Genomic DNA, 14,708 nt, shown 5'->3' on the forward strand with positions numbered 1-14,708 from the left:
CTCACTTTTTTATTATGTTCGTCTTGAAGCGGTTTGATATTCAATCAGAAACTCCTTAGGTTTCCTGCAACAACTCCCGATATTTGGTTTCGGCTTTCATGACCTTATCCAAATAACGACGCGTTTCGTCCGAATGATGATCGTAACGCAATTTGCGATACACTTGATTCGGTTTCATATGATTCAAACGTTTAATCGCCGCTTCCGGTGTTTTTCCAAACAACCCCAAAACCGTTTTGATGCCACCATTATAAGAAGAAATGGTCACCATTTGCTTGATTTTATCATCCAGAATATCCGACAGATAATCATGCTTCAACAGGCCCAGATAAGCCGTTCCCATGCGAATGTTCTTTTCGGAATCGAACAGTTCGTCCAAGCTGGGTTGCCCCGGCTTGGCATCAATGTACTGATAAACATCCTTACCGGCCGCTTCCGCTTTCACCTGCATCAAACCAATCGCATTGGAACGACTAACGGCTTTCGGGTTAAAAGCGCTTTCCGTTTCCATCACCGCGTAAATCAAAGATTCCGGCACACCAAATTCGCTCGCATAGGTTTTCACCCAGGCCTGGTAGTTTTTGGCCGGGCCCGACAAACCGCTTTCATGCAATGGAATGTGCAGAGCGATAAAGTCGCCTTCTTCATCGGACAACTCTTCCACTTCGTGCTCCATCAGGTAATCGGCGTAATCGAAAGCTTGTTTCGGGTAACGGACTGGATTTTGATTCTGATCCAACACTCGACGATAAAAATATGGACGTTTGCGCAAATTCATTTTTTCACGGGACAACAGTTCGTGCCCGGCTGTCGGGCGATCCAGCAACAACACACGACTGACGGCGTTTTTGATATTTTGCGTGGAAGCGATGGCTTTCGGAAACTCCAGCACCAGCTCGTTTTCATACACCACCAACACCGGGCTGGCTTTAGCCGACGAGGTTTCGGCCGCTTTTTCCAACGATTCTGAAGATGGGCTGGGCGTGGTTTTAACAAATGCCGGCTGTGGTCGCTCGGACGAAAAAGCCGGTTTCGAGTCGTCCGGTTGGATTTCAAACTTAGGGGCCGAAGTATTTTCGGCATCCTCGAATCTATCTTCCGGTTCAAATGATGTCGGCAACGCTTTGGGGTTAGACGAAATCATATGACGAATACCGGACTCCACAATAACCGGCGTTTTCGCCGGAACAGATGCCTGGGATTGCGACAACACCCAGTGCTGAAAAGCCGTCATCACTCCGCTGCTTACGACACCCAGCATCATAATGGCAAACATCAAATGAAAGAAAATTTTAGGTAATGACACGTCGACCCTCTGTCAAAAATCCGTAAACCGTATTGTATCCTTCAGAGACTCTAGCAATTACGACGCCAATTTTATTGTCCTTCCGAAAAAACAAAAAGCCTCTAAAAAGAGGCTTTCAAATACGGCATACGCATCCAATTTATCTTAAATAATCGAACAACGTCATACCCTGAACTTGACTGAACACCTGTTGTGCCATCTGTAAGGCATTTTGTTTCATGGTGAATTCGGAAATGCCTTCTACCACATCCTGATCTTGTAGTTTGGAGCGTCGTTCATCCAAAGCGATGCGGAATTCTTGCCCGGCATCATATTGGTTTTCGATACGGTTCTGACGACTCCCCACTTGGGATAGTGCATTGGACATTTCAATAACACTTTGCTGCAAATCGTCCCCTATTTCAGCCGGTGGCTGCAAACCTTGATCCAAATAATCCTTTAACTGAACCATCACATTCAACAAATTACGATCAACCCCAGCCGGCAAAGATGTCGCCCCAGGAATGTCAAATACCTCAGAACCGTTATCGGTCACTCGCACGCGACTAGGGTCACCATTGTCATCCGGATTCAACTTGTCATCACTGTCAAAGCCAATTTGAACGAATCGCCCACCATAATTGGCTTCTTCATTGTATTCGGCCCCGGCATTGGTGCTGCCAATATAGGCATAGTAGCTCAAGCCGGTGGCTGTAGCCGGATTGACTGTGTCCTCAACAAAAGCGGCATCCGCACTCACGACATTACCGCCAAACAGTAACTCGCCTTCTGAGCTGGTGCTGTTCATCAAATTGGCTAAATGATCGACCAGCTGGCCAATTTCTTCCCCGGTCGCCTGCCGTTGCTCTGGTGTGTAGGTTTCGTTCATCATTTGAATGGCTAGTTCACGTGCCCGTTGAACAGCGTCCACCCCGGAATCGATTTGCGTTTCTTCATACGACAACATCGATTTAGCATACTCACCATTTTTTTCAAACTGGTCTAAGGTTTTCATTGTCGTATTCAATGCGTTAATCTGACTGGTCGCGATCGGATCATCACTCGGACGGTTTACCCGCTGGCCGGTCGTTAACTTCTCTTGAATCGCTAATACGGAGTTCTGATGTTTTTCAATCGATGCAAACGACTGCATGTGAAATAAGTTGGTTGAAATTCTCATTTGATATTCCCTCTAAGCCGATTAACCGATGGCATTCATCAAGGTTTGAAAAATGGACTGAGCCGTTTGTAAAATTTGAGCAGAAGCCTGATAAGCTTGCTGAAAACGCAATAAATTGGCGGCTTCTTCATCCAAGTTCACGCCGGATAATGACTCTCTACGGCTCACCATCTGATCGTACACATTCGATTGTGCCGTCGCCTGGATTTCAGTGCTGCTGACATAGGTACCCACGTTCGTCGCCATCATGGAATACCCGCCCAATAAAGTTTCAGAGGGGGTGCCCGTCACATCAGAATACAGTAAATTTTTATTTTGCAAGCTCGCCATATTGGCCATATTGGTGTTGTCACCTTCCGCGGCCGGTGCCGGTACTTCGTCATCCAGTCCCGCCGCACCTGTATCGATAGGCGACTGACCCCGTGTTGCTAGCTGACCGGAATCGGTTAGAACTGTTTCAAAATTTTCCAACATGGCTTGATGCGGTTTGACAATAAACTTGTCTCCTTCGGTTACCGTACCGGCACCCACACCTGAGAAATCAAAATTCAAACCATCAATTTCAGTATTGGTTCCGAAAGGAACCGTCGCAAGCGGTCCACTTCCAACGTCACTTGCATCATAGACGTCAAAATCACCCGCTCCATTGACCCGAACTTCGTATTCTCTCGCCTTAAACTCGCCAATTGCCGTGAAAGCCGTGTCCAAAAAGGTTTCTTTATCACCGTAGGTAGCCGGTTGAGTACCCGGATTATAAGGGGGCTGGCCGTTATAACCCGGCAAAGCTGCAATATCCGGCGTAAAATTCACCAAGATATTGGTTCCATCTTCCGTTCCGGTGTTTTTGCTGCTCGCCAATGCATTCGTATCCAACGGTGCATAAAGATTACCGCCGGCATTACCATCTTCATCGTAGCCTTGGTAATGCTGCCAATTAAGTGAGGCCGTCATACCATTCAATACGACGCCCAACTCATTCATGGATTTATCCAGCATATTTTCCCGGAAATCCAACACGGCGCCCAATTCACCGCCATTAATATTATCGGAAATCACGCGACGTTCACCGTTGATATTCATATAGACTTCAAAACGGTTATCGTGCGTATATTCGGACAAACCAGCATCCAACTTAGTCAGCGTTCGATCACTGATTAACGGTAAACGGCCATCGCCAGTCGACACATTGATTTTGCCATCGTCTTGAGGGTAGGTCTTGATGTCCATATATTGACTCAATTCCAAGATGGCCTGATCACGTTGATCCAGTAGGTCATTGGGTGGTTGAGCATTGGTATTAATCAAATTAGCCACTTGCTCGTTGATTTTGTGAATCGCTTCTAAACGAGTGTTCACCTCATTTACCGTATTCGAAAGCTGTTTATTGACCTGTTCGTTTGTCTCGTTCAATACATTAGTCATATTGCCCAACAAGCTTTCCATGTTGACCGATTCGTCCAACACCACTTGTTGAGTGGTCGAGGAAGTCGGATTATCCGCCAGCTCCTGAAATGAATCAAAAATGCGCTGCATGAAATCTTGAACACCTTCATCGTTACTGGCGATAACCCCCTCAACCTGCTGTGCAAGAGAAAGCTGCTCATCATAACGGGATTTCAGACTATTGCTGTTAACGAGTTGCGTCTGGATGTAGCTGGCATAGATACGTTCAATGGTATCAACAGACGAACCGCCGCCATTGAAAGCCGTCGTCAGAGAATTGGTCGCATTACTGGAGATTTCGGCACGTTGACGACTGTAACCTTCCGTCGACACATTCGCGACGTTATGGCTGGTGACATCAATTGCATTTTTAAAGGTATTGGCCGCGCTTGCACCAATGGATAATAGGTCAGCCATTATATTTTCCTCTTTCTGGTCGCTTCACCTGGGCAACGGCTTATCGTAAGCGTCGTAATGCCAAGCTATCTTCTGTCGTTTGCGCCGGTGTTGTTTCTTGTTGTTTTTGCGTGTCATCCGCTTGTGTGTTTTCTTGTTTAGCGCCTTGATTTAACATGGCTTTATAATCTGATTTTGACACAGTCGGCAACTTGGGCGCAAGCTCTTCAACTATTTTATCGGCTAAACCCAACGAACCTTTAGAGGATAAAACCTGACCGAGCTGTTGATCGTACCAATCCCGGTAAAAATCGCCTTGGTCGCCATCCAGCCAACCATCATCGAATTTCACCTTACGGGCTTCTTTCAGAATTTGCGACAAGAATAACGCCTCAAACTGTTCCGCCACCGGACGCAACGCTTCGCGTTGATCCTGCTTCGCGATTTGCTTCAGGTCATTAAAGCTGCCGCCATTGCCGTAAATTTGTTGATAGGCCTCCAGTTTCGGGACCTGTAAATCCACTCCCGACATCGCTGCCTCCTTAAATCACCATCAAATCGGCTTGCAAAGCACCGGATTGTTTCAGTGCTTCCAAAATCGCCACCAAGTCACCTGGTGCCGCGCCGACTTTATTGACCGCCTGCACGATATCATCCAATGTCACCCCTTTCGGGAATTTGAACATTCGGCCCTTGCCTTCGTTTTGCACACTGATTTCGGATTCTGGCGTCACGACCGTATCCCCACCGGCAAACGGATTTGGTTGAGAGACATTATTGAACTCGCTCACTTTCACAACCAGGTTGCCATGCGTCACCGCCGCCGCGGAAACGCGCACGTTATTACCAATCACAACCGTACCGGTGCGTGAATTGATAATCACCCTGGCGGCTTCCGCTCCGGGTTGTACTTCAATGTTTTCAACAATCGATAAAAATGCCACGCGCTGGTTTGGAATACGCGGCGCCATCACTTCAACCGATTCGCCGTCCAAGGCATAAGCGGTGCCGTCACCCAGTTTTTCATTGATGGCTTTCACCAAATTCGATGCCGTCGTGAAGTCGGCATTTTTCAAATTCAATGTAATGGTATTGCCCAAATCAAACCCGCTGTTGACCGTTTTTTCCACTGACGCACCGCCCGGTACTCGGCCGACACTCGGCACGTTTACCGTAATACGGGAACCATCGGCACCGGAAGCGTCCAACCCGCCCACAATCAGGTTCCCTTGCGCCAAGGCGTACACATTACCGTCCACCCCTTTTAACGGGGTCAAGAGTAAAGTACCGCCTCGCAAACTTTTCGCATTCCCCAGCGAGGAAACCGTCACATCGATTCGTTGCCCGGGCTTAGAAAATGCCGGCAAATCGGCATGAACCGCAACGGCTGCGACGTTTTTGGAATTGGTCTTGGTGCCCGGCGGCAGATTGATGCCGAACTTGTTCAGCATACTGAGCAAACTCTGGTCGGCATAATCGGTCTTGTCACCGGTTCCATTCAACCCCACGACCAAACCGTAACCAATCAATTGGTTGGAACGCACGCCTGCGACATTCGCCAAATCCTTGACTCTTTCGGCATAGGACACCGCACTCCAAACGAGTAAGACCGCCATTAAAATGACATTTCTTCTGGTAAACATGGTTTTCTCCTATTCTTTAGGACAATTTTATTGTTATTTTAATAGAACCGTAGCATCAGTTATGCCATAACGAATAAAAACACTGAAAATAATTCAATAAATTCAAGTACAGGCCGATAACTAAGGGTTATGAAAAAAAGATAAAAAAATGGGGCGCCGAACGCCCCCAAAGACCAGAAAAAAACGGTTATCACAAAACAGCCAGGCCTGGCCGTTTTGAAAAGAATAAAAAACCGACTTGCAAAAAGGAGATTATAAAAAACAAGCCGGAAAAACTTGGCCGCGTTTTCGGTGCGCGGCTCACCCAACTCATACCAAGATTATAGAGGCCAGTACTTATGCAAGAACTGAGTGCCCGCGCTTGGTCGGTTCATGTCACCGGAAATACCGGTATCTTTATAAATCAATCGCACATCCGCCACTTTGGCCGAGTCGATGGTGTTATCGGGGCTGATGTCCTGCGGCCGGATAATGCCGGCAAAACGAATCACTTCTTCCCCTTCGTGAATCGTGATCCATTTCTCGCCACGAATCACCAGATTACCATTCGGAATCACTTCAACGACCGTCACCGCAATCGACCCACTCAAACTGGAGTTCTGTTTGACGTCTGACTTACCGTTAAAAGTGCCGTCAGACCCATAACCGATGCCAATCCCCGTGCCCAATCCAGGCACGGAAATATTGCCGCCAAACGCCGTCGCATTGGAACCAATCGCAGCCTGTCCGTTTAGACCAAAGTTCTGCTGATTGGTTTTGTTGTACTTCGCTTCGTCTTTTTTCTTAGCATCGAACTTCTCGGCCAAGTTAATGGTGATGATATCCCCGACCTTATGCGCTCTTGAGTCATCGAACAGGCTTAAATTATCGCCGGCTTGATACAAAGAACCGTCTTTCGGCTCGGTCTTCGCTGGAATATTCATCGGGTAGTTCGGTTCGTATGAAAACTTCTCCATTCGCTCGGGCACCGTTGAGCAACCCGATAACAACACGGAAGACACCGCCGCGGCAATGGCTACTTTAGCCAAAGACGACGATACGGTAGATGTTTGTTGTTTTTTTCCAGTCATTTCTCACTCCTTAGGCTGAAGCTTGCCAGCCGCCAGATGGTTAAACGTTATTATTTAGGTATTGCATCATGCCGTCTGCGGCACTGATGGCTTTGGAGTTCATTTCATAAGTCCGTTGGGCTTCAATCATGCCCACCAATTCTTCAACCGTATTCACGTTTGAAGATTCCAATGCGCCCTGCAGAATGCTCCCGGCTTCTTCCACTTCGGGGTTTTTCACATTCGGTGGCCCACTGGCCAAGGTTTCCAGATAGAAGTTCTTACCGATGGACTCCAAACCGGATGGATTGATAAACGTGGCCAACTCCAACTGCCCAAGCTGAACCGGTTGCGGATTGCCCGGTTCTTTGGCCGAAACAATACCGTCAGCGGTGATGAACACTTCGGTCGAGTTCAGTGGAATATTGATGTTCGGCTCAACCAAATAACCGGATGATGTCACCAGATCACCATTCTGATTGACTTCAAACGACCCATCACGGGTGTACATCAGGTTTCCATCTTGGTCAAGCGCCTGGAAAAAACCTTTCCCTTCAATCATCAAATCCAATTCGTTATCAGTGATGATGGCATTCCCTTCGGTATGGATTTTTTGAACGCCAATAGCGCGCACCCCGGTTCCCAACTGCAAGCCGGACGGCAAAGTATTCTCTTCATTCTGTGTGGCTTGAGCCCCCGGCTGACGAACATTTTGATACATCAAGTCCGCAAACTCGGCTCGGCCGGTTTTATAGCCGTAAGTATTCGCGTTGGCCAGGTTATTCGAAATCGCGGCCAGCCTAAAGTCCTGAGCTTCAAGACCTGTTTTCGCTACATAGAGTGTTCGATTCATTTTAAACTCCTATTTCCCTAGCTTAACTTCACAAGACTGTCGGATTTCTGAGCATGTGTTTTCGACGTACTCATCATCTTGATCTGCATCTCATATTTCCGAGACAGCTCAATCATGTTCGTCAAGGCTTCAACCGTATTGACGTTACTGCTTTCCAAAGCACCACTGACCAGCTGCACCGGCGCTTGCGGCAACTCACCGTCTTCGGTGCTACGAATATAGCCATCCAACCCTTTTTCTAGGTTCTTGACATCCGGGCTGACCATTCGAACCTGGTCCAGTACCACCATTAAATTATTCGGGGCATCGGCCGGTAAAAATGAAATGGTGCCGTCGTCACCGATTTCGATGGCCTTCGCAGGTGGGATGTTGATTGGCGCTCCCCCTTCATTCAGAATCGGGTCGCCGTTCACATTCACCAAATCCCCTTCCTGAGTCACGTGCATGGAAGCGGAACGAACCAAGGCCTCGGTGCCATCCGGCGCCTGAATACCGATGAACCCGTTTTCTTTGGTCATCATATCCAAATCCCGTCCGGTCACTTTGACCGCACCTGGTGTAAAATCCGTCGCCGGGCGTTCATCCAATGCATAAGTACGCGTGTGCCAGCCCGGCCCTTCCATATGCTGCGCACGGAATTGGTTAAAGTCCTGCTTAAACCCGTCCGTATTGGCATTGGCCAAATTGTTAGCATTATTCGCTTGGGAGAGCATCACTTCTTTGGCGCCACTCATTGCGATGTATAACATACGATCCATCAGCGAAATCCTTACTTTAATCCAGTCTTGAAAGAACGGGAGCCGCCTAAAAAAGAGGCCCCCACAGAAACACTTTTATTTGTATAACTCTAACGGTCGGTGTTTCGATTCCCTTGTGTGTTAACGTTATTCGTCAAATTTCCGACATTTCGAAAATCCGTTACTGAACTAGTAGCACTTGCCGTGCCAAATTTAGGTAAAAAAGAACTAAAGCCTTTAGAATTCGGCCGATAAACTTATATAGGAAGGACTGAAATAAAAAACCGGCAAGAAATGCCGGTTTTTTTATGGTTTAAGAAGCTCTTACAGGTTCAAGATCGTTTGTGTCAATGTCTGAGACGTTGAAATAACCTGAGCACTGGCTTGATAGGTTCGTTGAGTTTGGATCATATGAACCAACTCACCCGTCGTATCCACATTCGAATACTCAAGAGCACCGGCCGCAATAGACCCATACCCATTTCTTTCAGGCGAGCCAATCTGAACCGTACCGGAAGCAAATGTTTCCGCATACGTTTGGCCACCCAGTTTCTCAAGCGCATTTTTATCGGAAAAGTTCGCCAATGCCAATTGTGCTACCGGCACCGAACGGCCGTTAGAGTAACGTGCTTCAATCGTCCCGTCAGAGCCAGTCGTCAAGCCAACCAAATCACCCACCTGATAACCGTTTTGAGACACACCACCTAAATCATAAGAACCGGAATACTGGGTCATCTCCGTGAAATCCAATTCGATTTGGAAGTTATCCGGTGTTCCGGCAATTTCGCCACCCAACGGATCGGTTGCACCAGTCAAAGGATTGTCGACCACAAAATTCAATGTCGGAGTTCCGTCCACTTGCGCCCAGGTCCCGGTTGGTGCCGTGGACAAGTTATTTGCCGTCGCACCTACCGCCGCATCGGTATCGGCCACACCACCTGACGTTGGGTTGATTTGGGTCGGATCATAGTTCCCGGCACCATCATCCGGTTGATAGATTCCCAACAGGTTACCGTCTGTGTCATAACGCATTTCATAGACTTGACCCTCATAAGGGTTCGTCCCGTCATCCAATACGTTACCGGCTGTATCCGCCAAGTGTCCCGTATAATTACCATCCCCATCGGTAATGGTGTATTGAACTAACCAGGAGGTATATTTCACGCCAGGATCACCGGATGTCGCGGTCGGAATACCATTCGCATCAATATCAGATGTCCCTGCATCGACCACATCACGTTTGTAGTAGCTGATGTTCAGCTGATGCTCGCCCCCCAAACTATCGTAAATGGTCTTTTTCGTCGCATAATCGGATGCCCCTTGATAAGTCCCTTGCGCCGGTTGCATCAAAGTGGTTAGGTTTTCCGAAGACCCAATAGAGTTGTCCGTATTATCATTCGCAGACGAAGTCCCCGCCGGATCCACGTTATTGACTTCCTGACCATCCAAGTTGATGTCATAAGTCATCTCATCCGTTGCTTGTGGTTTTTTATTCAATTCGTCCAAATCGATGGAGCTCAGTGTCGTTTCAAAAACCGGTTCATTTTCCGTCGAAATGGCTTCATTCAACAAATACCCTTGTACTTTATTACCACTTTGATCTGTGATGTAACCATCTTTATCCAGCTTGAAAGAACCGTTACGCGTATACACGTTTTCGTATTTACCAGTCTTGTCTTCCAGGATGAAAAAGCCTTCGCCATCAACCGCCATATCCAGTTCACGGCCCGTATCATTGATACTCCCACCAGTAAAATCTTGCGTGATCGCGCCAACTCGAACCCCGTTCCCTGGCGAGCTTTGAGAGCCGGTAAACAAATCGGAAAATTCCGCTCTGGAAGATTTGAAGCCGACCGTTTCGGCGTTGGCCAAGTTGTTGGAAATAACCGCCAAACCGTTTGAAGCCGCATTAATACCACTTACCGCATTTAAATCATAATTAGCCATGTTCCTAGCCCTCTTTTACTCACTGATTTCTCTTACTGCCGACATATCGACCGATTCCCCGGTTGCCAGCGTTAATGTCATGGTTCCGTCCGAGTTAATCGACACGCTGTTCACTTTGGTCGAAACCACTGTATTAATTGATTGAAGTTCACCATCTGCATCGGTTCCGTAGGCCACCAGGTTATAAACACCGGAAGCTTTCGAATTACCGTCTTCATCGACACCATCCCATGAGATGATTTCTTCACCGGATTCCATATCGCCCAGCGACATTTCTTTCACCATGCCGTCATCGTCGGATACGATCACGGTGACATCGGTCAACGCCTGCCCTAGATCCAACTTGATATTGGAATCTTGATCTTTGGTATGGCTGAACTCAACGCCTTCAGCTTGCACAGATTTGCCAATCAATGACGAAGCCTGCATAGTCTGAAGGTTTTGGAAGCCTTGCGTCATCGCCACCACCGATTCATTCAAGGCGCTGGTCGCCTCCAGCTGACTCATTTGCGTCAAATCGGTTACGAAACTGGTCGGGTCCATCGGTTTGGTCGGGTCTTGGTTTTGCAACTGTGTGGTTAACAGCATCAAAAAATCCGTTTGATCCATTGCCTGACTCGGTGCAAACGCTGAAGGATTCGAAGATTCCTGCAACGAAGCGATGTAATCCGATGAGTTATTTGATACGGATGTTGCCATCGTTCACTCCTATTGACCCAACTGGATCGTTTTCAACAATAATTGTTTGGTAGTGTTCATCACCTCGATGTTAGTCTCATAGGTCCGAGACGCATCCATCATATTGGCCATTTCTTCCACCACATTCACATTCGGGCGATAAATATAGCCGTCTTCATTCGCCATCGGATGATTCGGGCTGTATTCCATGATGGCCGGCGCCTCACTTTCAACAATGTCGTCAATCATGACACCGCCTTGCGGACGACCGGTTTCTTCATTCATAATGGTCTTGAAAACCGGTTGCTTGGAACGGTACGTCTCATCCGAATTGGAACTGATACTGTCGACATTCGCCATATTCGAAGCAATGGTATTCAATCGAACCGTTTGAACATGCATCCCGGTTGCGGAAATATCAAGGGTTGGAAACATACTCATGATTATTCTCCTCTCAAGGCCCCGCGAATACTGCTGATTTTGCTATTCACAAATTCCAGCGTCGCTTGATATTGCATGGCGTTTTCCATAAATTGCGCTTTTTCAATATGCGTTTCGACCGTGTTGCCATCCAAAGACGGTTGAGTCGGCATGCGATATTTCAAAAAATCGTCGGTCGAAGCCTCGGCAAACCCTTCGATATGACGACTATTCGTCACTTTCAAATCCGGTTTATAACGGCTGGTTTGCATATCTTCTTCCGCCGTTTGCAGCTCTTTACGCCAATCCAGATCACGCGCCTTGAAGTTCGGCGTATCGGCATTGGCCAGGTTGTTGGCCAAAATGCCTTGGCGCTCTTTGCGAACCGCTAAGGCTTGCTCATGTATGCCAAAAACAGATTCCATATATTTTTCCTTTCTGATCTTTTTCGGTCGTGGCAGAGGTTCTGTCAAACAACCGTCAAAATACTATTGTTTTTATTTTTCTATCGAAACGTAGCAATAGGAGTGCCAAATATTCAAAAAAAGCTAAAGGACAGGAAAAACGGCCGTATATCGGCCGGATTTAGAAAAACTTTAGGAAAAAATGGCAATTTTTTTCCCAATTCGGCAAAAGTTGCCGAATAGAAACATAACCGTTTGTTTTTAAAATAGTTTTAATTATAGAAAGATTGATATCAGAAATAAATCAGGCAAAAACGGCCAGGTCTGGCCGTTTTTGAAGTGGAAAGATTATTCCGAATTTTACCAGGAGCGTACTTTATCGCCAATCTGGATGAGGCCGTCTTTCGCCAAGACTTCGCCCACCGCGAAACGGGATTGAATCCGCTTGATTTTAAGAAATCCGGTCGGCTCGGAATCCAGCCCCAAGTCATTGCCTTGATAGCGAACCGGTCGCCCGACATTGTGATAAACCGCCAACTCATCCCCGACTTGAGCGCCGGACTCGTTGGAAAGGTAAATCACATAATCGTTACCGCGAATATCGATAATACGGGTCTCAACCGGCTTGCAACGCATATAACCGTACACTTGCTGGGTCGAATTATTCAACAACGCATGAAAGACCATCCCCGTATTGGTGGCGAAAAATGCATTGGTGCCAAATGGACGCTCCCGCCCAACCGTCACGTCACCTTTAATATCAAAACCGTTACGCTTCTCCAATACGATATCGTAATTGTATAAATCGACAATATACGTATCGGTTTCAATAAAACGGGTATTAGGGTGAACCTCACGACTGTAAAAACGCTTGAAGTCGTTCCACAATTTCGGGTCATCGTTATGCCTTGAAACCGAACGAATCACTGTCAACAACAGATATTGTGCGCCAGTCCCTTCACGAATCGGTTCCAAGACATCCGGCGATAAATTCGGTGCCACCGCCTGAGTGGTATCCAATAACGAGCTATCTTCGATCATCACCATATTACGGTAACCATCCTCATACAGTCGACGTTGCAACTCGGTCTGAAACCCGCCCAACAAGTTGGAAATATCCGTCGCACCTCGGCTGTCGGTGGTGATGGGACGAGCAATGGCCAATTTCGGCTGATAATGGTTTCCCGGCACGTTATTACAAGCTTGCGGGTCTTCCGTCAGGCAGACTTCCATTTTGACCTGATAGGTCTCCATTTTTTTGAGTTTCTGCTCATCCAGAATTTCAATGCCTTTATCGTCGAAACGGTCATTGAAGTCCGCCTCTTGCACACCTTCTTCAACAATCAGAAACTGGGAAACCTTGCTGTTTGAGGTAAAACGCGTCGCGTCCTTGGACAACATAAAGTCTTTCACGACCTGGTCGGAAGAAATTTTCAGGTTACTTTGCATACTGGCTTGCTTCAAACCGTTACGAATGGCCATTTGTCGGGCGAATTCCTTGGAAACACCATCCATGGACGCCACCCCGGTCACGACCACGCAACGAGTTGGGTATTCTTTTTTCGGCCCACTGACAGAGGTTTCGGCCCAAACGGCAGAACTCGACAATTGAGCCAAGGTGAACAAAACGAAAATAAGCCCCGTAGCCAAGTTTTTCATAACGGAATCAGTCTCTCAATCTCTATTCAGGACGCTTGCGCTTGTTGCTTTTCGGCGGTGACAACATCAATTCGGTCAATAATGGCCTGCGCCAATTCTTCCGGATGCCATTTCGACATGAACTTATTGGCACCGACCTTTTCGGTCAACGTCGCATTGAAACCACCACTCAAGGAAGAACTGAGCACCACATACAAATCGCTTAAACGGGGATCTTTACGAATATTGGTCGTCAAGGTATAACCGTCCATTTCCGGCATCTCAATATCGGAGATGACCATCAATACCCGATCTTTGACCGGAGGACTGATGTCTTTGTCGGCATCGTCCGCCCATTTTTTCAGGAAGTCCAGTGCCAAACGACCGTTGGTGACGATCTTGTTGGTAATTCCCAGCTTATCCAAAGTGGTTTTCAATTGGTTACGCGCCACAGCGGAATCGTCCGCAGCCAAAACAAAGAAGTCATGGCCTTCTGTTTTGGATTGATTGTGATGTAAAAACTCATCCGACATTTGCTCTTGCATGCCCGATACTTCGGCCAGCACTTTTTCCACGTCGACGATTTCAACGATTTGGTCCTGGGCCCGGGTAATCCCCGTCAAGTAATTGACATTCTGTAACGAATCCGGCGGCGGCAAAATATCTTCCCAGCGCAAATGGACAATTCGATCGACATCTTCAACCAGGAAGCCCTGAACCGAACTGTTAAACTCGGTCACAATGGTCAGCGAGTCGTTATATTTATCGGCCGGAACAGCCGGCAAATCCAGAGACTTCGCCAAATCGATCATCGGCATGGTTTGTCCGCGTATATCGGACACACCCACCACTCGCGAATCCGCTTTCGGGACCGGTGAAATAAATGGTGTACGAATCACTTCACGAACCTTGAAGACATTGATTCCAAACAACTGGTTACCGTGAATCTTAAACAGCAACAATTCCATGCGGTTCATGCCCGCAAGTGATGTTCGTTGGTCAACCCCTTTTAGAAAACTTGACATGGATGCCACC

At 47.4% G+C, this 14,708-nt stretch carries 14 protein-coding genes; all 14 read right to left on the minus strand.

What is annotated here, in order from left to right; all coding sequences use genetic code 11:
* Nucleotides 1–55 precede the first annotated feature (55 nt).
* The 14 genes from EPV75_RS07855 to EPV75_RS07920 all read right to left on the minus strand — a co-directional run bounded on the left by EPV75_RS07855 (nt 56) and on the right by EPV75_RS07920 (nt 14,698).
* A complete protein-coding gene (locus EPV75_RS07855) occupies nt 56–1,306 on the minus strand; it encodes a murein transglycosylase domain-containing protein (protein WP_128385018.1) in 1,251 nt (416 codons plus the stop codon).
* A 139-nt stretch (nt 1,307–1,445) separates the two neighbouring features.
* The gene (gene flgL / locus EPV75_RS07860; RefSeq protein WP_128385019.1) at nt 1,446–2,465 is read right to left on the minus strand and encodes a flagellar hook-associated protein FlgL; all 1,020 of its coding nucleotides are present in this window, start codon (nt 2,463–2,465) and stop codon (nt 1,446–1,448) included.
* A 21-nt stretch (nt 2,466–2,486) separates the two neighbouring features.
* On the minus strand, nt 2,487–4,325 hold the full coding sequence (flgK, locus tag EPV75_RS07865; RefSeq protein ID WP_128385020.1) for a flagellar hook-associated protein FlgK: 1,839 nt from the start codon (nt 4,323–4,325) through the stop codon (nt 2,487–2,489).
* A gap of 40 nt (nt 4,326–4,365) precedes the next feature.
* Nucleotides 4,366–4,836, minus strand: a complete 471-nt coding sequence (locus EPV75_RS07870) for a rod-binding protein (protein ID WP_128385021.1) — start codon at nt 4,834–4,836, stop codon at nt 4,366–4,368.
* Nucleotides 4,837–4,846: 10 nt separating this feature from the next.
* Nucleotides 4,847–5,947, minus strand: coding sequence for a flagellar basal body P-ring protein FlgI (locus EPV75_RS07875; protein ID WP_029938353.1), 1,101 nt, complete (start codon nt 5,945–5,947; stop codon nt 4,847–4,849).
* 320 nt (nt 5,948–6,267) lie between these two features.
* The gene (locus EPV75_RS07880; protein WP_128385022.1) at nt 6,268–7,017 is read right to left on the minus strand and encodes a flagellar basal body L-ring protein FlgH; all 750 of its coding nucleotides are present in this window, start codon (nt 7,015–7,017) and stop codon (nt 6,268–6,270) included.
* Between the two features lie 40 nt (nt 7,018–7,057).
* Entirely contained in the window at nt 7,058–7,849 is a 792-nt protein-coding gene (flgG, locus tag EPV75_RS07885) for a flagellar basal-body rod protein FlgG (protein WP_029938355.1), read from the minus strand.
* Nucleotides 7,850–7,866: 17 nt separating this feature from the next.
* A complete protein-coding gene (locus tag EPV75_RS07890) occupies nt 7,867–8,607 on the minus strand; it encodes a flagellar basal body rod protein FlgF (protein ID WP_127119568.1) in 741 nt (246 codons plus the stop codon).
* A 303-nt stretch (nt 8,608–8,910) separates the two neighbouring features.
* A complete protein-coding gene (locus tag EPV75_RS07895; RefSeq protein ID WP_128385023.1) occupies nt 8,911–10,533 on the minus strand; it encodes a flagellar hook protein FlgE in 1,623 nt (540 codons plus the stop codon).
* A gap of 15 nt (nt 10,534–10,548) precedes the next feature.
* Complete coding sequence (locus EPV75_RS07900) at nt 10,549–11,232, minus strand: flagellar hook assembly protein FlgD (protein ID WP_128385024.1); 684 nt, start codon at nt 11,230–11,232, stop codon at nt 10,549–10,551.
* A gap of 9 nt (nt 11,233–11,241) precedes the next feature.
* On the minus strand, nt 11,242–11,652 hold the full coding sequence (flgC, locus tag EPV75_RS07905; RefSeq protein WP_128385025.1) for a flagellar basal body rod protein FlgC: 411 nt from the start codon (nt 11,650–11,652) through the stop codon (nt 11,242–11,244).
* A 2-nt stretch (nt 11,653–11,654) separates the two neighbouring features.
* On the minus strand, nt 11,655–12,056 hold the full coding sequence (gene flgB / locus EPV75_RS07910; protein ID WP_029938360.1) for a flagellar basal body rod protein FlgB: 402 nt from the start codon (nt 12,054–12,056) through the stop codon (nt 11,655–11,657).
* Between the two features lie 339 nt (nt 12,057–12,395).
* Entirely contained in the window at nt 12,396–13,694 is a 1,299-nt protein-coding gene (locus tag EPV75_RS07915) for a hypothetical protein (RefSeq protein ID WP_128385026.1), read from the minus strand.
* Between the two features lie 26 nt (nt 13,695–13,720).
* Nucleotides 13,721–14,698, minus strand: a complete 978-nt coding sequence (locus EPV75_RS07920; RefSeq protein WP_127119564.1) for a chemotaxis protein — start codon at nt 14,696–14,698, stop codon at nt 13,721–13,723.
* Nucleotides 14,699–14,708 lie beyond the last annotated feature (10 nt).

The sequence above is a fragment of the Hydrogenovibrio thermophilus genome (assembly GCF_004028275.1).
GTDB classification, from domain to species: domain Bacteria; phylum Pseudomonadota; class Gammaproteobacteria; order Thiomicrospirales; family Thiomicrospiraceae; genus Hydrogenovibrio; species Hydrogenovibrio thermophilus.